The organism is Nocardiopsis listeri (genome assembly GCF_020741345.1).
GTDB classification, from domain to species: Bacteria; Actinomycetota; Actinomycetes; order Streptosporangiales; family Streptosporangiaceae; genus Nocardiopsis; species Nocardiopsis listeri_A.
Map to the genome: position 1 here is coordinate 1 of NZ_DYZD01000140.1, position 19,573 is coordinate 19,573.

The 19,573-nt window shown below is 69.8% G+C and carries 15 protein-coding genes; 3 read left to right on the top strand and 12 right to left on the bottom strand.

Annotated features, from left to right (window positions below):
• Positions 1–316: 316 nt before the first annotated feature.
• The 8 genes from K8V84_RS08060 to K8V84_RS08095 all read right to left on the bottom strand — a co-directional run bounded on the left by K8V84_RS08060 (position 317) and on the right by K8V84_RS08095 (position 9,362).
• Positions 317–1,144 carry a shikimate dehydrogenase gene (locus K8V84_RS08060; protein WP_304072483.1) on the bottom strand — a complete coding sequence of 276 codons (828 nt, stop codon included), beginning with the start codon at positions 1,142–1,144 and terminating at the stop codon, positions 317–319.
• Complete coding sequence (gene mltG, locus K8V84_RS08065; RefSeq protein ID WP_304072486.1) at positions 1,144–3,405, bottom strand: endolytic transglycosylase MltG; 2,262 nt, start codon at positions 3,403–3,405, stop codon at positions 1,144–1,146. The genes K8V84_RS08060 and mltG overlap by 1 nt, the downstream gene beginning before the upstream one ends.
• Positions 3,402–3,890, bottom strand: a complete 489-nt coding sequence (gene ruvX, locus K8V84_RS08070) for a Holliday junction resolvase RuvX (RefSeq protein ID WP_304072490.1) — start codon at positions 3,888–3,890, stop codon at positions 3,402–3,404. The genes mltG and ruvX overlap by 4 nt, the downstream gene beginning before the upstream one ends.
• Positions 3,891–4,385: 495 nt before the next feature.
• The gene (gene alaS / locus K8V84_RS08075) at positions 4,386–7,052 is read right to left on the bottom strand and encodes an alanine--tRNA ligase (protein WP_304072491.1); all 2,667 of its coding nucleotides are present in this window, start codon (positions 7,050–7,052) and stop codon (positions 4,386–4,388) included.
• A gap of 278 nt (positions 7,053–7,330) precedes the next feature.
• Positions 7,331–7,870, bottom strand: a complete 540-nt coding sequence (locus K8V84_RS08080; protein ID WP_304072493.1) for a hypothetical protein — start codon at positions 7,868–7,870, stop codon at positions 7,331–7,333.
• 147 nt (positions 7,871–8,017) lie between these two features.
• On the bottom strand, positions 8,018–8,569 hold the full coding sequence (locus tag K8V84_RS08085) for a hypothetical protein (protein ID WP_304072496.1): 552 nt from the start codon (positions 8,567–8,569) through the stop codon (positions 8,018–8,020).
• 125 nt (positions 8,570–8,694) lie between these two features.
• A complete protein-coding gene (locus K8V84_RS08090) occupies positions 8,695–8,973 on the bottom strand; it encodes a hypothetical protein (protein ID WP_304072499.1) in 279 nt (92 codons plus the stop codon).
• Positions 8,970–9,362: a DUF948 domain-containing protein gene (locus K8V84_RS08095; protein ID WP_304072502.1), complete on the bottom strand. Its 393-nt coding sequence runs from the start codon at positions 9,360–9,362 to the stop codon at positions 8,970–8,972. Before K8V84_RS08095 ends, K8V84_RS08090 begins: the two co-directional genes overlap by 4 nt.
• 394 nt (positions 9,363–9,756) lie before the next feature.
• On the opposite strand from K8V84_RS08095, the gene K8V84_RS08100 reads away from it, so the two are divergent.
• Positions 9,757–11,331 (top strand): serine/threonine-protein kinase, encoded by a 1,575-nt coding sequence (locus tag K8V84_RS08100; RefSeq protein WP_304072505.1) that lies wholly within the window; start codon positions 9,757–9,759, stop codon positions 11,329–11,331.
• Here the strand turns inward: K8V84_RS08100 and K8V84_RS08105 are convergent.
• Positions 11,328–12,665: a replication-associated recombination protein A gene (locus K8V84_RS08105; protein WP_304072508.1), complete on the bottom strand. Its 1,338-nt coding sequence runs from the start codon at positions 12,663–12,665 to the stop codon at positions 11,328–11,330. The two genes, K8V84_RS08100 and K8V84_RS08105, sit on opposite strands and share 4 nt — an antisense overlap.
• Positions 12,666–12,701: 36 nt before the next feature.
• On the bottom strand, positions 12,702–14,732 hold the full coding sequence (locus K8V84_RS08110) for a SpoIIE family protein phosphatase (RefSeq protein WP_304072511.1): 2,031 nt from the start codon (positions 14,730–14,732) through the stop codon (positions 12,702–12,704).
• Positions 14,733–15,310: 578 nt separating this feature from the next.
• Between K8V84_RS08110 and K8V84_RS08115 the strand changes: the two genes are divergently transcribed.
• Positions 15,311–15,451, top strand: a complete 141-nt coding sequence (locus K8V84_RS08115) for a hypothetical protein (RefSeq protein ID WP_304072512.1) — start codon at positions 15,311–15,313, stop codon at positions 15,449–15,451.
• 98 nt (positions 15,452–15,549) lie between these two features.
• Here K8V84_RS08115 and aspS read toward each other — a convergent pair whose 3' ends face one another.
• Both aspS and K8V84_RS08125 read right to left on the bottom strand, forming a co-directional pair.
• Positions 15,550–17,313, bottom strand: coding sequence for an aspartate--tRNA ligase (gene aspS, locus K8V84_RS08120; protein ID WP_304072514.1), 1,764 nt, complete (start codon positions 17,311–17,313; stop codon positions 15,550–15,552).
• A 268-nt stretch (positions 17,314–17,581) separates the two neighbouring features.
• Positions 17,582–18,259: an MBL fold metallo-hydrolase gene (locus K8V84_RS08125; RefSeq protein ID WP_304072517.1), complete on the bottom strand. Its 678-nt coding sequence runs from the start codon at positions 18,257–18,259 to the stop codon at positions 17,582–17,584.
• Between the two features lie 460 nt (positions 18,260–18,719).
• On the opposite strand from K8V84_RS08125, the gene K8V84_RS08130 reads away from it, so the two are divergent.
• A partial coding sequence (locus K8V84_RS08130; RefSeq protein WP_304072519.1) for a DUF349 domain-containing protein occupies positions 18,720–19,573 on the top strand: 854 nt, incomplete at its 3' end.

Below are 19,573 nucleotides of genomic sequence, written 5' to 3' on the forward strand. Positions count from 1 at the left end.
GGTCGACCTGTTCGACCGGGTCGCCCGCGCTTTCAGGCCACCCGCCCGCTCCGGGGTCCGTGCAAAGCAAAAACCCCGCCAGCGTGTGCAAGCGGGGCGATCCGATCGGACGATGAAGACGAAGGCGCGACGCACCAGGGCCGAAACGACAGCCCAGGGGTGGGAGTCGAGCACTCGCCATCCGACCGAAGACCCACACGAGCACCGCTCGGTAGGTGGGAGGATCATCTCCGCTTGCGGTTCCACCGCGCCTGAGCACGGAGGAACGAAGTCGATTTAACTCGATTGTATCAGCACTCCGAAGCGTTCGGACCGCCTAGGAAAGTGCGGCCCGACGCTTCAGTTCGGTCTCGCCCGCGGCCCGCATGGCGGCGACCGGAACGTCCGTGGCCCCCGTCATCAGGCGGACCTGTGCGACGGCCTGATGCAGCAGCATCGGAAATCCGCCGACCACACGCCCGCCCCGACCGGTCACTGCCTCGGCCGCCTTGGTGGGCCAGGGCGCGTAGACGACGTCGAACAGGTCGGCACGGCTGTCGGCCAGGGCCTCGGCGTGGGCGTCGGTCGCGCCGGAGGGCAGGGTGGACATCACCAGGTCGGTGTCCAGGTGCCGTTCCACCTCGGCCAACGGGGCCACCTCGATCGGAACCCCGAGTCGCTCGGCCGCCGCGACCACCTCTCCGGTACGGGCGGTGCTGCGGGCCAGCACCGTGACGGTGCCCGTCTCCCCCAGCTCGCGCAGGGCCGCCAGGGCGGAGGCCGCGGTGGCCCCCGCCCCCAGAACGACCGTGTCGCGCGGGGCCCTGACACCCGCCTCGGTCAACGCGACCGCGATGCCCTCGACGTCGGTGTTGTGCGCCGCCCATCCACCGCCGTCCCGGACCAGGGTGTTGGCCCCGCCCACCTGAGTGGACAGGTCACTGACCCGAGCGGCCAGTTCCATGGCGCGACGCTTGAGCGGCATGGTCAGGGACAGACCGGCCCAGTCGTCGTCGAGCCCGGCGAGGAAGGGGGCGAGCCCCTTCTCGTCGCACTCGTGACGACCGTAGGACCACTCGGCCAGACCCATCGCCCCATAGGCCGAGGTGTGCAGGATCGGAGACAGGGAGTGCGCCACCGGCGACCCCAGGACCGCGGCTCGCATCAGCTTCCAGCACCGCCCCAGGTCTCCTCGAAGCGTTCCTTGAGAAGCTCGAACTCCTCGTGGGTCTCGGCGAACTCGGTGACACCGTTCTCGGGGTCGGTGGCCACGAAGTACAGCCACTCCCCCTCCTCCGGCTCCAGAGCCGCCTTGATGGCGTCCTCGCCCGGTGCCACGAACGGGCCCGGCACCAGGCCGGTCCGGTGGTAGGTGTCGAATCCGCTGTCGTCGGCCTCACAGGCGGCCAGCTGTTCGTTGTTCAGCGCGATGCCGTACTCGCCGATGGCGTAGAAGCAGGTGCTGTCCATCTGCAACGGCATGTCGATGTCGAGCCGGTTGTGGACCACACGGGAGATCTTGGGCATGTCCTCGGCGCTACCGCTCTCGGCCTGGACGATGGAGGCGATCGCCATCACCTCGTTGGCGTCGTAGCCGATCGCCTCGGCCTCTCCCTCCAGGTCGAGCTCCTCGGTCACCTGACGGTGCTGGGTGACCATGGTGCGCAGCATGGACGCGGCATCGGTTTCGGGCTCGAACCGGTAGGTGGACGGGAAGAGATAGCCCTCGGGCCCCTCGACGGCGTAGTCCGGCAGACCGAGGTCGTCGGTCCGGGCGTAGGCCTCGTCCAGCTCCTCCCGGCTCACACCCGTGCTCTCGGCCAGTGCGTCCAGTATCTGGTCGGCGCGCAGCCCCTCACGGATGGTGACCCGACCGCCGACACGGTTGTCGGGATCGAACAGGGCGGCCACGGCGGCCTCCCCGCTCATGCCCTCGGCCAGGGTGTAGGTACCGGGGGTGAGCTCCCCGCCGGACTCACCGAGCGCGTTGGTGAAGGCACGGCTGCTGGCCACGACGCCCTGCTCGACCAGGGCGTCGGCGACGGCGCCGCCGCTCTGCCCGTTCTCGACGGTGATGACGACCTCGCCGGAACCGGTCCCTTCGAAGTCCTCCGGGAACACGTAGCTGCGCATGACCACGAAGCCACCACCGGCGACGACCAGCATCAGGACGAGGGCGAGCAGGATCGTCGGGCCCTTGCGCCTGCGACGCGGCGCGCGGCCGCCGCCCTTGGCCGATTCGAGCCTCTTGGCCTGGGCCTTCTTCGCGGCCTTGAGGCGCTTGCGGTTGGCCCGGCTGTTGCCGTAGGAGGCGGCGATGTCCTCGAGGCTGTCCTCCTCGTAGTCGTCCTCCTCCGGTTCCTCCTCGGGCTCCGGCTCGATCGCTTCGGGCTCGGGCTCGGCGCGCCGGCCTCGGCGTCGACCACGACGGGGCCGGGGTTCCTCCTCCTCGTCGGGCAGGGGGAGGGCTCCGGTGGAGGGGAGGGGCTCTTCCTGCATCGGGAAGGCCCCGGTGGACGCGCGAGGCTCGTCCTGGACACGGGGGTCGTCGGGAAGATCGGGAAGGGGGAAGGCACCGCTGGCCGGTTCGGCCGCGCGCCTACGGCGCCCGCGGCGAGGTCCGGGTTCGACGAAGGCACCGCTGTCCGGCCCGCTCTCGAAGGATCCGGTGTCGTTGCGGGCTCCGCCCGGGGCGGCCAAGGACCCGGTGTCGGTGGGTTCCTCCTCGGCCGCGCGACGGCTGCGGCGCCGACCACGACGGCCGGTCGGCTCCTCGGGTACGGCCTCGAACGCGCCGGCCTCGCGGGGGCGTTCGTCCTCCTTGGCACGGCGACGGCGGGCGCGGCGGCCCTTGGGCCGGTCGTCGGGGTCGTCGGCGAAGAAGGCGGGGGTGGGTTCGTCCTCGTCGTCGCCCCACAGGGGCGAGCGGACATCGGGCGCTTCCTCCGGGCGCGCGCGACGGGCCCTTCGAGGCGGCTCCGCCGGGGGTTCCACGGGGCGTGGGCGTCCGGGCACTTCGGAGTTCGCGCTCAGACCGGCCAGGGCGGCGAGGGCCTCCTGGGTCGGGTCGGCTCCGGGCCTTTGGTGGCTTCCCGTGTCGGCGGGTCCGGGCCGCTGCCCGCCGCGGGCCGCTCGGCTGCCCCGCAGTGCGTCGGCGGCACCGAAACGGCGCGGAGGTTGTTCACCGGAACCCGGCTGTTCCGTTCTGCTTCGGCGCCCCCCGGGGGCGGGGGGCCCGGTGTGCCGGAACTCACCGGTGCCCGGGGCCTCGTTCCAGGCGTTCTGTCCGGGTTCGGGGCGTGCCCGACGGCCACGCGACGGGGGCTGCGCGGGCAGGGGGTCGCTCAGCGGGTCGTAGTCGTAACCGCCCTGACGGTCGGCACGGCCACGGTAGGGACTATCGGGGTAGTCATCCCTGTCGGTCATGAATCTCCCTGGCTGGCACGGACGATCTCGCCCGGGGGATGGCCTGTCGACCGTTCCTGGTCCAAGGCACTCTGCAAGAGGACGGTGGCCGCCGCCTGGTCGATCACAGAACGGCGGGCACGGCCGCCCTTGGCCCCCTTCTTGCCGAAGGAGGCGCCGCCGAGCAGCTGACCCTGGGCGGTCACCGTGGTGAGTCGTTCGTCCACGAGCCTGACGGGGACGGGGTCGAGGAGTCGGACCAAGGAGTTCGCGAACTCGCGAGCGGACCGGGCCGCCGGCCCCTCCTTGCCGGACAGTGATGCAGGGTAACCCACGATGACCTCGCGGGCCTCCTTCTCCACCACGAGAAGAGCGATGCGTTGGATGTCCCCTTTGCCGCGGGGGATCGTTTCGACGGGGCTGGCGAGCATCCCGCTCGGGTCACTGGCCGCGACGCCGATACGGGCGTTACCGGGGTCGACCGCCAGTCGGACTCCATGCCTCACGAGGACGCCTCTTCCGGTACGGGGGCGTTGTGCGGAGGGGCTGTGCGGTCGACGGCACAGCACCGCTGTTGGGAGATCCTCAACACGGTGGTCCTGTTCATCAGCGGGATCGCGGGAAGGCCGCGCAGACAGCCATGGGGTTCGGCTGTGGCGCGCCACAGTATGCCCGATTCGATGACGGTGCGCAGCCTCGGCCTCGGCAACCGTCGGCTCGGGGTTCTCCGACCGGGTGGAGGGCCTCGTGTCGGGCTGCGGCGGGTGTCCAGGGCGAACACGTACCGTCCGAGTGTAGATCACCCAGGCTCCACCTCGAGTCGAACCGGCAGGTCCGAGCGGGTTCGGTACGATCACGGATTCGGCACATGGGAACAACCATATGGTCACGGAGAGTCACACTACGGGTGGTTTCGGTGTCCATCATGGAGCGTGGGGTTTCGGAGTGGCGAACGCCCCGCGCGGTCTCCTCCCGGATCCACGCGGGGCATGTCACATGTCTCAGGCGCCGGCCACGCGCGCCTCGACGGCGCGCAGGGCCTCGTCCACCTTGCTGGCGTCGCTGCCGCCGCCCTGGGCGATGTCGGGCTTGCCGCCACCACCGCCGCCGAGCGCACGGGCCGCGACGCCCACCAGGTCACCGGCCTTGATCCCGGCCTTCTGGGCGGCCTTGTTCGTGGCGATCACCACGACCGGGCGGTCCTTGGGCACCGCGGTCATCGCGACGACCACGGGCTCGTCCTCACCCAGACGGCCGCGCACGTCCAGCACCAGCTTGCGCAGGTCGTCACCGCTCGCGCCCTCCGGCGCATCGGTGGCCACCACCAGCGCCGAACCGTGCCGGCGCGCGCCCTTCGCGATCTCGCCGGCGGACTGCAGCACCTGGGCCGCGCGCAGCTTCTCGATCTCCTTCTCCGCGGTCCGCAGCCGGGAGACCATGGAGTCGATCCGCTCGGGCAGCTCCTCGCGCGGGGTCTTGAGCTGTTCGGAGAGCCGACCGACCAGCGCCGACTCCTTGGACAGGCGCTTGAAGGCGTCCACGCCCACGGCGGCCTCGACGCGACGCACGCCCGAGCCGATGGAGGACTCCCCCAGCAGCTTGACGATGCCGAGCTTGGCGGTGGAACCCACGTGGGTGCCGCCGCACAGCTCGACGGAGTAGTCGCTCATCTCCACGACGCGGACCCTGTCGCCGTACTTCTCGCCGAACATGGCCAGAGCGCCCATCTTCAGCGCCTCGTCCAGGCTCTTCTCCTCGGTCTGGACGGAGATGTCCCCGGCCAGGACGGTGTTGACCTCCTCCTCGACCTCGGCCAGGCGGCCGCCGCCCAGCGCGTTGTCGGCGGTGAAGTCGAAGCGCAGCCGGCCCGGACTGTTCTCCGAACCCGCCTGGCCCGCGGTGGGACCGAGCGCGTTGCGCAGCGCCGAGTGGAGGAGGTGGGTGGCGGAGTGGGAGCGCTCGATGGCGTGCCTGCGGCCGGTGTCGATGGCCGCGTGAACGGTGTCGTCCAGGACGACCTCGCCCGAGCGCACGGTGCCCCGGTGCACGAACAGGCCGGGCAGGGGCTTTTGCACGTCCTCGATGTCGACGACGCCGCGGCCGTCCACGGTCAGGGTGCCCTTGTCGGCGAGCTGACCACCGCTCTCGGCGTAGAACGGGGTGCGGTCCAGGACGATCTCGACCTTCTCGCCCGCCTTCGCGGCCGGCGCGCCCTCACCGTCCACGACGATGCCCTTGACGTGGGACTCGCTGTCGGAGTCGGTGTAGCCGAGGAAGTCGGTGTCGCCCGTCTCCTCGTGCATCCGACCGTAGAGGGAGATGTCGGCGTTGCCGAGCTTCTTGGCCTTGGCGTCGGCCTTGGCGGTGTCCTTCTGGCGCTGCATGAGCTCGCGGAAGGCGCCCTCGTCCACGCTCAGACCCTGCTCGGAGGCCATCTCCAGGGTGAGGTCGATGGGGAAACCGTAGGTGTCGTGGAGCTGGAAGGCGTCGGAGCCGGAGAAGACGGTTCCGCCCGCGGTGCGGGTGCGCTCGGCGGCACGGCCGAACAGCGTGGTGCCCGCGCGCAGGGTCTCGGCGAAGTTCTTCTCCTCGTTGTCGATCACGCTGTGGACCACGTCGGCCTTGTCGAGCAGGTCCGGGTAGATGTCCTTCATCGCGTCGATACCGACCGCGGTCAGCTCGTGCAGGAAGAAGGAGTCGGTACCCGAGAGCAGACGCAGGTTGCGGATCGAGCGGCGCAGGATGCGGCGCAGCACGTAGCCGGCCTTCTCGTTGCCGGGCTTGACGCCGTCGCTCACGAGCATGACGGCGCTGCGCACGTGGTCGGCGACCACGCGCAGCTTCACGTCGGTGTCGTCGTCGGCGCCATAGGTGGTGCCGGTGAGCTCCGCGGCGCGGTTCAGCACCCGACCCATGATGTCGGTTTCGTAGATGTTGTCGACGCCCTGCAGGACCGCCGCCAAACGCTCCAGGCCCATGCCGGTGTCGATGTTCTTCTTGGGCAGCTCGCCGAGGATCGGGTAGTCCTTGCCGCTGCCCTCACCCCGCTCGTACTGCATGAAGACGAGGTTCCAGATCTCGATGTAGCGGTTGTCGTCCACCGCCGGACCGCCCTCGGCACCGTATTCGGGGCCGCGGTCGTAGAAGATCTCGGAGCAGGGGCCGCAGGGACCGGGCACGCCCATGTCCCAGTAGTTCTCCTCCATGCCCAGGCGCTGGATGCGCTCGGGGCGCACCCCCACCTTTTCGCGCCAGATCTGCGCGGCCTCGTCGTCGTCGAGGTAGACGGTGACCCACAGCTTCTCCGGGTCGATGCCGAAGCCGCCCTGGTCGACGGGGGCGGTGAGCAGCTCCCACGCCAGCGGGATCGCCTTCTCCTTGAAGTAGTCACCGAAGGAGAAGTTGCCCAGCATCTGGAAGAAGGTGGCGTGCCGGGAGGTCTTGCCGACCTCCTCGATGTCGATGGTGCGGATGCACTTTTGAACACTGGTCGCGGTGTCCCACGGGGCCGTGCGCTGACCCAGGAAGTAGGGCTTGAAGGGGACCATGCCTGCGGGCACCAGCAGCAGAGTGGGGTCCTCGGCGATCAGGCTTGCCGAGGGCACCACGGTGTGTCCGTTCTTCTCGAAGAAACCGAGGAAGCGGCGCGCGATCTCTGCCGTCTCCATTGTGATGCCCTCCTGTGTTCGGCTCCCGCCGCTGCGGGCGCGGCGGGGTTGTCCCTGGGTGGGACCGTGGTCACGCATGGTCGGTAGGGGCCCATCGTAGAGGGGAACCCCGCGCCGACGCGCATGGTTTGTCGTGACCGCCGAGGGACCCGTTGTCCGGGACGACGCCGACGGTCCGGTCGTTCCACCAGGCTATCGCCGTCGGGCACCGCCGCCGGACCGTAGAACGCCGGTGGGGCCCGCCGAAGCGGACCCCACCGGGTGGTCATCGGTGCCGTTCAGAGGCCGTAGTGGGCGCGCACCCGTGGAGTGAACATCAGGATGGTCATCAGGCAGTGGACGGCCAACGGGATGAGCGACACGGAGTCCCCGGAGATGACCAGGACCAGTAGGAACAGGGCGGAGGCGAGGTTGAACGCGACCACGCCCCAGAAGACGCCCTTCTTCCGGCGGCCCATGAACGCGGCGAGCGCGGTCGAGACGATGCCGTAGCCCAACGGGATGAGCGCGACGACGGCGCCCAAGGCACCGAGGAACCCGAGCGCGGCCCCGAACTCCTCGTCGGGGGCCTCGGCCACGCTGTTCAGGGCGGCACCGCCACCGACCACGAACAGCAGGAGGACGCCGAGGACGGCTCCGAGGAGGATGCCGATGGGGCCGCCGATGAACATCAGCACGCGGACCGTGGTCCCCGTGCCGGGGAGGGTCTGGTCGCCCTGGAACACCGTCATGGGCGGCGGAGGTACCTGTCCGGCCGGCGTGGGGTACCCGTAGCCCTGCCCTTGGGGCGGTTCCGGGTACTGGGAGGAGGGATGCACTCAGGTGCCTCTCAGCGTCGGATTCTCGATGTCGTACGCGGAAGCCTACAGAGAAGTTCGAGACGACCACGAACCGTGTGGTCGTGGGCCGCCCCACGAGCGGCGGGGCCGACCCGTGGGTCGACCCCGCGCGGATTCACCCAGGATTCAGTAGCCGCCGGGGTAGCCCGGGGCGCCGGGAGCGGCCGGCCTGTTCTCGTAGAAGGCGCGCGTATTGGGCACGACCATCAGGACGATCATGCCGATGGTGAAGAACAGCGGGATGATCGAGGCGAAGCCGCCGGTGATCACGGCCAGGACCAAGAGCAGTGCGGACAGGCCCTGAAAGACCACGATCGACCACATGACGCCGACACTGCGGCGGCCCATGATGGAGGCCAGGACGACGGACACCACCCCGTAGACGAACGGGATCGCGCCCATGACACCGAAGAACACACCGGCCTCACCGCCGGAGAGCGGCAGCCCGGCGTCCTGCATCCCGTCGAGGAAGTCCCGACTGAACTGTCCCTGACCGGAGGCCATCACCGCTGCGAGCCAGAAGAGCGCACCGAAGAGCAGCCCGCACACCCCGCCGATGAACATCAGGACCCGTACGGTGATCGCGGTCCCCGGCATCCTCGTGGGGGCCGGCGGGCCGGGCTGGTAGGCGTACGCCCCGGCGGCGTAGGGGTCGTCCGGTTGTTGCGGCGGATACATGTGGCCTCCGTCTGCTCTGCGACTACTCCAGAACCCTATAGAGACACCCTTACCCAGTGTGAGACCCACCGGGTGACAATTCTGGACATCTTGCAACAACTTCTTCGAGGTCCGCTCACCACCGGTCACCACTCGACGGCGTCGGTCCCCTCCTTCCTCCCTCGCACCGAACGCCCGCCCGTCTTCGGGGAGTAGTGCCGCAGCAGTTCGGCCTCCTCCGCCCGAACGGCCTCGGCCAGGTCGTCGTTGAGTTCGCGCAGGGCTCCCTTGTACTCGCCGACACGGTTCTCCACCCGGTCGGCGATGCCACCGGGGGTCAGCGCGTTGCGGGCCCGATTGACGCGGTGGACCACGTAGCCGCCCACCACCGCCCCGGCGGCGACGTAGAACAATCGGCCGATCACCGGCTCTCCTTCCGGCGACGTCCCCGCATCACGGCCAAGGCCTTGCGGCGCCCCAGGACCTGGCGGATGGCGTAGGAGAACGAAGCGACCTTCACCAACGGACCCGTGAACACCGAGCGGGTCAGCGCGGTCATCGTGGAGACGTCCTCGGAGGAGGCCTGCACGTTGGCGGTGATCTCCTCCACACGCTCCAGCGAGGTGTGGGTGCGCTCCATGGTGGAGGCCACGTCGTCCAGTAGCGGCGGGGTGCGTTCACCCAGTTCGGAGACGACCTTGGTGGTCTCGTTGATGAGCTTGATCAGTTTGACGAGCGCCACGCACATGAACGTGGCCAGCACCGCCCAGACCACCGCGGCGACGAGCGCGGCGACCTCTCCTCCGGTCAGCATTGAGGCTCCGTAGGCAGATAGCAGGGTTGCTTCGAGGGTGTGCGAACGCGCCTTGGGGCGAGTACGGGGCACACGGGGGTGGGGGGAGCCGACGATCGCGCCGGGTCGGATCTCCCGGTCCGGGAACGTCGCGGGGCCCTGTACGGGCCGGGGACGAGCCGGTTTCGGCCGACCCTATCGTGTCCACCCGCCGTCCGCTCGGGCCCGCCACGGTGTGCCGGGAACCGGTCGAGGCGACGAGGCCGACGACCTCGCATTCCCTTCTGGCCGGTGGAGGCCGCGGGGATCGACGAGGTCACGGTCTTCCGCGAGAATCACTCCAGAGCGGGATCTTCACTACGATGTCCGGACACCACGCCGCCCGCCTGCCAACGGAAGCACCGACAGGACACCCATGAGCCCTCGTTCTCCCCGAGAGATCTCCGTACTGGTACCACCGGATCTCGCGCCCCTGTATCCGGACGACCCGTCGCGGATCGGCCCCTACCTCGTCCTGGGTCGGTTGGGACAGGGGGCCACCGGCACCGTCTACGCCTCGGTGGACACCTCCTCCTCCAGCGCGGACGACCGCCTTGTCGCGGTGAAGCTGCTCAAGGCTCCCGAGCTCGAGGTTCCCGGTGCCTACGCCGAACTGGCTCGACGCTTGCGGAACCTGTCGGCGGCCGACCCCGGGCGGATCGTGGTGCCGTTGGCCTTCGACGCCGACGCCAACCCGCCGTGGCTGGCCATGCCCTACCTGGCGGGGGAACGGCTCTCGCACTTCGTGACCAAGCGGGGCGGCCTGGGCTTCGGCAAGCTCATCGCGCTGGCCACCGGGTTGGCCGAGGGTCTGACGTCCCTGCACGCGCGCGGGGTGTCCCACGGTTCGCTCCGACCCAGGGAGATCCTCCTGGGGTCGCGCGGTCCGCACATCATGGAGTGCGCCATCGCCGCCGACTCCGAGCGACTGCTCGGTTCGGGGGCCACCTGGCTCGGCCCCGAACGCTACCGGGGCGGCCCTGCGACCCCCGCCGCGGACGTGTTCGCCTGGGGCGCGGTGGTGGCCTTCGCCGGGACCGGGCGTCTGCCCTTCGGCACCGGGGAACCGGAGGAGATCGCCCAGCGGGTGGCCTCTGGATCCTTCGACCTGGACGGCCTCTCCAAGGGGTTGTCCCCCGTCGTGGGTCGCGCCCTGGATCCGAACCCGGACCGCCGCCCCAGCCTGCGCGAGGTGATCGGCGCGGTCATCGCGGTGTGGCAGACCGAGACCGCGGAGGACCACGCACCACCGACCCCGGGTGATCGCGAGGAGATCAACCGGATCCTGGAACGGGAGTGGCACGGGGTGGAACCACCGCCCCGGGTCCCCGAGGTGATCCGGTTGGAGGGGCGGATGTCCAACAAGCGTCCGACCCGCACCCTGTTCGTGGTCGGCTCCGCCGTCCTGGCCGCGGCCCTGATCGGTGGCGGGATCTGGGGCATCGGCCGGTTGATCGGTGACAGCGCCGCGGCGGGTCCGGTCGCCGACGACGCCGAGGAGGACCCCTCCGAGGACGCGAGCGCGACCGAGGAGGAAGAGGACCCGCTGACCCTGGTGGTGCGCTTCGACCCCGCCGAGCAGGAGGAGCCCGAACCCGGCGAGGAGGAGCGCTCCTGGGTGTACACACCGGTCACGCGCGAGGGCGAGATCCCGCGCAACCAGGGCGTGCCCGGCCACGAGGCCTGGGCCGAGGAGTGGGACGAGGACGGCGAACCCGGTGAGGCGATCATCAGCCCCGACGCGGAGGTCCTGTGCGCCAAGTTCTGCGCCGCGCCCGACCACGTGTTCCTCGACGAGGAGGGACGCGGCACCTGGGAGCTGACCGGCGCCGACTTCGAGGGCTACCTGTCCTGGGGGCCGGCGTTGATCGTGGAGATCACCTTCGCCGAGGAGCAGGAGGACGACGGCCCCCGCGAGGTCGTACAGGTGACCGAACTGTTCGCGGACTAGTTCCCCTCACCCCGCAGCACGCCCTTGATCCTGTTCAGGACCTCGGTCAGGCGACGTTCGGTGCCGTGCTGGGTGGGCCGGTAGTACTCCCGGTCGGTGAGCCCGTCCGGGGCGTGCCGTTGCGGGGCGACTCCGCCCGGGTAGTCGTGCGCGTAGCGGTACCCCTTGCCGTGTCCCAGGTCGGCGGCCCCCTTGTAGTGCGCGTCGCGCAGGTGGGCCGGGACCGGCCCGGCCCTTCCGGCTCGAACGTCCGACATCGCCTCGTCGATGGCGGTGATGACCGCGTTGGACTTGGGCGCGAGGCTGATGTGGATGACCGCCTGGGCCAGGTTGATGCGGGCCTCGGGCATCCCGATGAACTCGACCGCCTGGGCCGCCGCGACGGCGGTCTGCAGGGCGCTGGGGTCGGCCATGCCGACGTCCTCGCTGGCGTGCACGATGAGCCTGCGGGCGATGAACCGGGGGTCCTCCCCCGCCTCCACCATGCGGGCCAGGTAGTGCAGGGCGGCGTCCGCGTCGGACCCGCGCATGCTCTTGATGAACGCGCTGATGACGTCGTAGTGCTGGTCGCCGGAGCGGTCGTAGCGGACCGCGTGCCGGTCGACGGCGCGTTCGACGTGGTCGGCGGTGATCTCCACCGGGTCCTTTGCCGGAGGCCCCGAGACCAGGGCCGCGGCCTCCAGGTAGGTCAGGGACCGTCTACCGTCTCCCCCCGCCAGGCGGATGAGGTGGTCGGCGCCCTCTGCGGTGAGGGTGTAGCGCCCGTCCAGACCGCGTTCGTCGGTCAGGGCCCGATCCACCAGCGTCCTGATGTCGGTGTCGTCGAGCGACTCCAGGGACAGCAGCAGGGAACGTGACAGCAAGGGGCTGACCACGGAGAAGAAGGGATTCTCGGTGGTGGCGCCGATGAAGCTGACCCACCGGTTCTCCACCGCCGGCAGCAGCGCGTCCTGCTGGGTCTTGTTGAACCGGTGGACCTCGTCCACGAAGAGCAGGGTGCGGGTTCCGTTCATGCCCATGCGGCGTTTGGCCTCGTCGACGACCGCGCGCACGTCCTTGACCCCGGCGTTGACCGCGGACAACTCCACGAACCGGCGCTTGGTGACCCGACTGACCACGGTGGCCAGGGTGGTCTTTCCAGTGCCGGGCGGCCCCCACAGGAACACGGACATGGGGGCGTCGTCCTCGACCAGGCGGCGCAGCGGACTGCCCTCGCCCAAGAGGTGTCCCTGGCCCACGACCTCGTCGAGGGTGCGCGGCCGCATGCGCACGGCCAACGGCTCCTGGCCCTTGGCCGCCTCGTCCCCGGCGGCGTCGAACAGTGTTTCGGACATCAGTTCAGAGTAGGCCAGACAGGAGACGGTCCGGACTCAGTTGGAGGGGACCGACAGGTTCTCCGGGCTCTCCGCCTGTTCGGGAGGGGCCGCGGCGCGCGGGGACATCCGGGTGATCAGCAGGGCGATGTCGTCGCCGCGCCCGGCGGGTGCCATCTCGGCCAGGACGTGGGCGGCCGCCTTGGGGTTCTCCCCGTGTTCGGCGAGCGCCTCCCCCACCAGGGCCAGACCCTCGCTCATCGGCATCTCCGAGCTCTCCACGAGTCCATCCGAGCACAGCAGCAGGGTGGTGCCGGGTGCGAGCACGCGGGTGGTGACGGTGTACTCGGTGTCGGGCATGACTCCCATGGGCGGGCCGGTCTCGGGCGACCACAACTCGTAGGTGCCCTTGGAGGCGAGCACCGCGGGCGGCTGCCCGGCCCAAGCGGCCTGCATGACCCCGCTCTCGCGGTCCACGACCAGGTAACCGCAGGTGGCGAAGACGATCTCACCGGTCTCGGTGAGCAGCCGGTTGGTCTCGCCGAGGACGACGCCGGGATCGGACTGGTTGGTGGCGTAGGCGCGGAAGGCCACACGGATCTGCCCCATGGCGGCCGCCGCCTCCACACCGTGGCCCTGCACGTCGCCGACCAGGAGACCCACCTTGTTGTCGGGCAGTTCGATGACGTCGTAGAAGTCGCCACAGATCCGCCACTCGGCGCGCGAGGGCAGGTACTTGGTGGCGATGTCCATGTCGGGGAAGCTGGCGACCTGGCGGGGCAGCATACGGCGCTGAACGGCGTCGGCCAGCTCCAGTTCGGCCTGCTGGGCCTTTATCCGCTGCAGCGCCTGACCGGCGAGACCGGCGAAGGTGAGCATGAGCGCGCGTTCGTCGCGGCTGGCGTGGTGGGGGCGGTCCCAGACCATCTGCCACACGCCCAGGGCGACCTTGCCGTCACCGAAGATCGGCACGGTGGCCCAGGCCTGGCCCCGGACGGTGCGCATCATTTCGGCGGCGGCCGGGAAGCGGCTGACGATCTCGGCACGGCTCTCGAAGAAACGGGGTTGCCGGTCCTGGATGACCGCGCCCATCGGGTAGTCGGTGTCGTCGGCGCGGCGCCCGTCGATGTGGGAGACGCCGCCGCGTTCCAGCACACTGGGCGAGGCCCGCAGCGCCCCTTCGTCGACGTAGAAGGCCACCGCGTTGAACCCGCCGAAGATCGGCAGGAACTCCTCGCTGAGCAGGTCCATGACCTTGTCCACGGTTGTGGCCGAGACCAGCTTGGAGGACAGCTCGGTGACCAGGCGGCCGTGTTCGGCCTCGGTGCGACGGCGGTCGGCCAGTCTGCGGACCAGCTGGACGTGCTCGGTGACGTCGTCGACGATGCCGACGAGGCGGTCGGGGGTGCCGGGGACGAAGCGGGCGCGCACGTGGAGCGAGCGCTCGTCGCCGAGCCGGTCGAAGACCCGGAAGCGCTGCTCGTAGTCGCGTCCGTTGAAGGACGCGGACATGGCGTCGCGGACCCGGGCGGTGTCGTCCGGGTGGATGCGCTCCAGGATGTTCTCGAGCTCGCAGTCGTTGCCCGCCAAGAGCGCTCCCAACGGGGTGGGCCCGAAGAGTTCGCGGATGCGGCCGTTGCTCAGGTCCAGGCTCCAAAGGACCGAGTCGGAGTTGTCGGTGCGCAGGTCGCCGACGACCCTCAGGTCGGTTTCCTCGGTGGAGAGGGTGTGGACCAGGAGCACGGTGGTGTCGTGGTCGGCCTCGGGTCGGACCGGACGGACCTCGACCTCCGCCAGCCGGGAGGCCTTCTCCGTGATGGCCAGGCGCAGGCGGATGCGGCGAACTTCGCCGTTCACGGCGGCGCGTTGCAGGTCGAAGCCCCGTCCGGACTCCTCACCCTCCAGGAGATCGAACCAGGCCGTACCGGAGAGCTCGGCGACGGTGCGGCCGAACAGCTCGGTGAACGCGAGGTTGGCGTGCCGGATCGCACCGTCCGCCGCGGTGAGGGCCATGGGCTCGGGCGCATGGCGGAACGCTCCCGCGAGCGCGGCCTCCGAGCCATCGCCTGAAGCACGTTTTCCGTTCACGTATGACTCATCCTCATGTCGTCTCGGACGTCACACCCGCGCTCAGACGCGGTCACCCCTGGAACGATCCGATTCGGCTCATTGTAGTGTCCGAAAGCGGATCCCGGCCCGGGCAGGGACCGGAACGGGCACGATGGCCCCGTTCGCTTTCGGGTGCGTCACCCCACCGAAAACGCCGATGCACTCTCCGCCGATACGGATGCTTCACGATCGGCCCCGCCCACGGATGTCCCTCCCGGACGACTCCGAGGCGTGAATCGTTACGTTCGCGTGACTAGGTGACGCGCAAATGCACTCCGCACCCTCCGCGCCTCCAAGAGGCGGCTTCCACCGGTGCACCGTCTTCACTCAAGGACGCGTGCTGCTCGCGGCGTGGAAGGGTGATTCGCCCCCAACGGTAGGGGATGACGGCCCCGACCGCATCCGTGTGTGTGCCACGTCCCCATTCCGGACGGCCACTTTGGTCACTCCATCACCATTTCCTGGCCTATGACCGAATGTGGAAAGTTCAAAGGGAAGAATTTTCGGGCACCGATTCTGCAGCGGAAAACTCGCCGCCCCCTTCCGAGGACACACTCATGGATCCTGTCACCGGCCGCCCCGCTCCGAGAACCCGCCCATCCGACGTCATCCGGAACTGGACCTGTCCCCTCTGCACCCACAGCAACCCCGACGACGAGGACATCTGCTGCCAACAGTGCGGCGCGGGCAAACGCTGACCCGCCCCCTCCCGCACCGCCCCGTCCTTTCCACAGACGAGGACGGGGCGGTGCGCGGGTCCCCCCGCGCACCGCCCCGTGAAGAGCCCTGGGCCGTTCTACCCGGCCTTCTCCGCCTTCTCGGCCTTCTCCGCCTCCGGGTCCACGTCCACCCCGGCCTCGGCCCGCTGGGCCTCGGTGATCGGCGTGGGCGCCCCCGTCAGCGGGTCGCCGCCGGACGCGGTCTTGGGGAAGGCGATGACCTCGCGGATGGTGGGCTGACCGGCCAGCAGCATGATGATGCGGTCCCAGCCCACGGCCAGGCCACCGTGCGGCGGCGGGCCGAACTTGAAAGCCTCCAGCAGGAAGCCGAACTTGGACTCGGCCTCCTCCTTGCTCAGGCCGATCGTGTCGAAGACGCGCTGCTGCATCTCGGCACGATGGATACGGATGGATCCCGACACCAGCTCGTAGCCGTTGAGCACCAGGTCGAAGGCCCGGGAGTTCGTGGTACCCGGGTGGTCCTGGAAGTCGTTCTCGTCCTCCACGGCCGGAGCGGTGAAGGGGTGGTGCACCGGCTTCCAGGTGCCCTCCTCCTCACCCTCCTCGAACAGCGGCATGTCCGTGATCCACAGGATCTCCCAGCGGGAGGTGTCGATCAGGTCACAGCGCTTGCCGATCTCCAGACGGGCCGCGCCCAGCAGCTCCTGACCCTCGGCACGCTTGCCCGCCGCGAAGAAGATCGCGTCGCCGGGGGCCGCGCCGGCCTTGGCCGCCAGGCCCTCACGCTCGGTGTCGGACAGGTTCTTGGCGACCGGGCCGCCCAGGGTGCCGTCCTCCTGGACGAGCACGTAGGCCAGGCCCTTGGCCCCGCGCGAACGCGCCCACTCCTGCCAGGCGTCGAGCTCCTTGCGGGTCTGCCCGGCACCGCCCGGCATGACCACGGCGCCCACGTAGGGGGCCTTGAAGACGCGGAAGGTGGTGTCGGCGAAGTAGTCGGTCATCTCGACCAGCTCGTTGCCGAAGCGCAGGTCGGGCTTGTCCGAGCCGAAGCGGTCCATGGCCTCGGCGAACCTCATCCGCGGGAACCGCTCGGGCAGTTCGATGTCGCGGACCTCGCGCAGTAGGCGGGTGAAGAGCTGCTCACCGACGGCGAAGACGTCCTCCTCGTCGACGAAGCTCATCTCCAGGTCGATCTGGGTGAACTCCGGCTGACGGTCGGCGCGCAGGTCCTCGTCGCGGAAGCAGCGGGTGAGCTGGAAGTAGCGCTCCATTCCGCCGACCATGAGCAGCTGCTTGAACAGCTGCGGGGACTGCGGCAGCGCGTACCAGTGACCGGGCTGCAGGCGCACCGGAACCAGGAAGTCGCGGGCGCCCTCGGGGGTGGACCGGGTCATGTAGGGGGTTTCGATGTACGTGAACCCGAGGTCGCGCATGGTCTCGTGCGCGATGTAGGTCGCCTTGGACCGGATCCGCAGGTTCTCGGCCATCTCGTCACGACGGATGTCCAGGTAGCGGTAGCGCAGCCGGGTCTCCTCGGCCACCTCCGCAGCGTTGTCCAGCTGGAACGGCAGCGGGGCCGCCTCGCTGAGCACCTCGATCTCGTCGGCGACGACCTCGACGGAGCCGGTGGGGATCTCGGGATTCTCGTTCCCCTCGGGCCGGACCCGGACCGAACCGGTGACCTTGATGCAGTACTCGGCGCGGAGGTCGTGGGCGAGGTCGTCCTCGCGAACGACGACCTGGACCACCCCGGAGGCCTCGCGCAGGTCGAGGAAGACCACGCCGCCGTGGTCACGGCGGCGGGCCACCCATCCGGCCAGGACGACGGTCGCGCCGGTGTGCTCGGCGCGCAGCGCACCTGCCTCATGCGTGCGGATCAACGAACTTCTCCTTCAGCGTCTTCGTTCATGTCAAGTGTGCCCGACCTGCGCAGGGGTGCGGGCCGATCCTGTGCACACCGGCGATCGTGATCCGCCCTCGGCGGGGTCGGTCGGCGCGGTGTGGAGACCACCGGAACCCGCTTCGGGCGGGGCCCGGTGCGGGTATCTCGTCCGTCGTACGGGCGGGTGCCCGCAGTGCGGTGGTCAACGCTGCGGTTCTGCTCGATGGTCATGTCGTTCCCGCGGGGAGGGCCGGTGTGGGCTCGGGTCAACCGGCGATATCGCGCAGGTAGGGGTTGGTGGCGCGCTCGCGCTCCACGGTGGTGGCCGGGCCGTGCCCGGGCAGGATCCGGGTGGCGTCGGGGCGGTTCAGAACGGCGCTGCTCAGGCTGCGGTTCATCGCTTCCGTGCTGCCACCGGGGAAGTCGGTGCGGCCGATGGAGCCGGCGAAGACCAGGTCACCGGCGAACATGACCGGTTCCCCGTCCTCGGCGGTCACCGTGTAGACCACCGAACCCGGGGTGTGGCCGGGGGTGTGCTCGACCTCGAACCCCACGCCGGCCAGGGTGAGGGTGTCGCCGCCCTTGGTCTCGCGCAGGTCGGCGGGGACCGGGTAGGGGCCGGGGCCCAGCAGCATCTGCAGCTGGGCGGCGAAACCGGCGTCCACTCCGGCGGCGGGTTCGGAGAGCAGACCGTGGTCGTCCGCGTGCAGGTACACCGGGGCCCCGTGGGCCTCACAGAGTTCGGCGGCCGACCACACGTGGTCGAAGTGCCCGTGTGTGAGCAGGATCGCGGCCGGGGTCAGGTCGTGCTCGGCCAGGACCTCGGCCACCTGGACGGTGGCCTCCTGACCGGGGTCCACGATGACGCAATCGCCGCCCGGGGCCGGTGCGAGCACGTAGCAGTTCGCGGCGAGGGGCCCGGTGGGGAGAGCGGCGATGAGCACGGCGGTGGTCGTCCTGTTCGTGGGGCGGTCGTGATCTGTGCGTGGTCGGCCCGGACACGGGTGCCACGGACCTGTCGAAGAGAGCCTACCGAGAGGGAGGAGGGGCGGCGAACCGAAAAGCACATATGAGAAGGCGTTTGATCACCATTCGATCACCCCGCACGCCCGGACTCTTTGCCAAAGCGCGTGGTAATGCCATATTGGTCACCGTCGTCGTGTCGTGTCGGGCCGCGCGACCTGCGTCTCTTTTCCGAGGTGCCGGGCCCGGGCCGACCGGACGAGGACGAAAGCAGACCCGAATGATCTGCTCAGACGTTGAACACGGCGCGTCGTTGTCCGCCAGAACGTGGGGATATCGTGCAGGGCACGGTGGTCTTCCCCTCACGAAGAGGCCCGGACGCCGCCGCGACGACCCGAACCCGGCCCCGCCCGGCCCGGTTCACGACAGCAGGAGGACACGGTGACCACGGACCCTTGGGGCCGCGTAGACGACGACGGCACGGTCTATGTGCGCACAGGTGATGGCGAGAGGGTCGTCGGATCGTGGCAGGCGGGTGCTCCGGAGGAGGCCCTGGCCTTCTACCGGAACAAGTACGACGCCCTGGTGACCCAGGTGGAGTTGCTGGAGAAGCGGCTTCGCAGCACCGACCTGTCGGCCTCCGCCGCGATGAGCAGCATCGACAAGCTCCGTGACTCGGTCAAGGACGCCAACGTCGTCGGTGACCTGGACTCGCTGATGAAGCGCCTGGACAAGCTGTCCGGCCGCGCCGAGGAGCGCAAGGTCGAACAGAAGCAGGCCCAGGAGCAGGCCCGCGGCCAGGCCCGCCAGGTCAAGGAGCGGATCGTCGCCGAGGCCGAGCGCGTCGCCTCCGAGACGACCCACTGGAAGTCCGGTGGCGAGCGCATGCTCCAGCTGATCGAGGAGTGGAAGAAGGCCCCTCGGGCCGACCGTCCCACCGAGCAGGCGCTGTGGAAGCGCATGTCGGCGGCGCGCAACTCCTTCTCCAAGCGACGCAAGGCCTACTTCGCCAACCTGGACCAACAGCGCGAGGAGGTGCGGGCCGACAAGGAGCGCATCGTCGTCGAGGCCGAGGCGTTGTCGAGTTCCACCGAGTGGGGGCCCACCGCCCGCGCCTACCGGGACCTGATGCAGCGTTGGAAGGCCAGTGGCCGCGCCGATCGGACCAGCGAGGACAAGCTGTGGGCGCGTTTCAAGGCCGCCCAGGACACCTTCTTCGACGCGCGCAACGCCACCTTCGCCGAGCGTGACGCCGAGCTGAGGGTCAACGCCGACGCCAAGGAGAAGATCCTGGC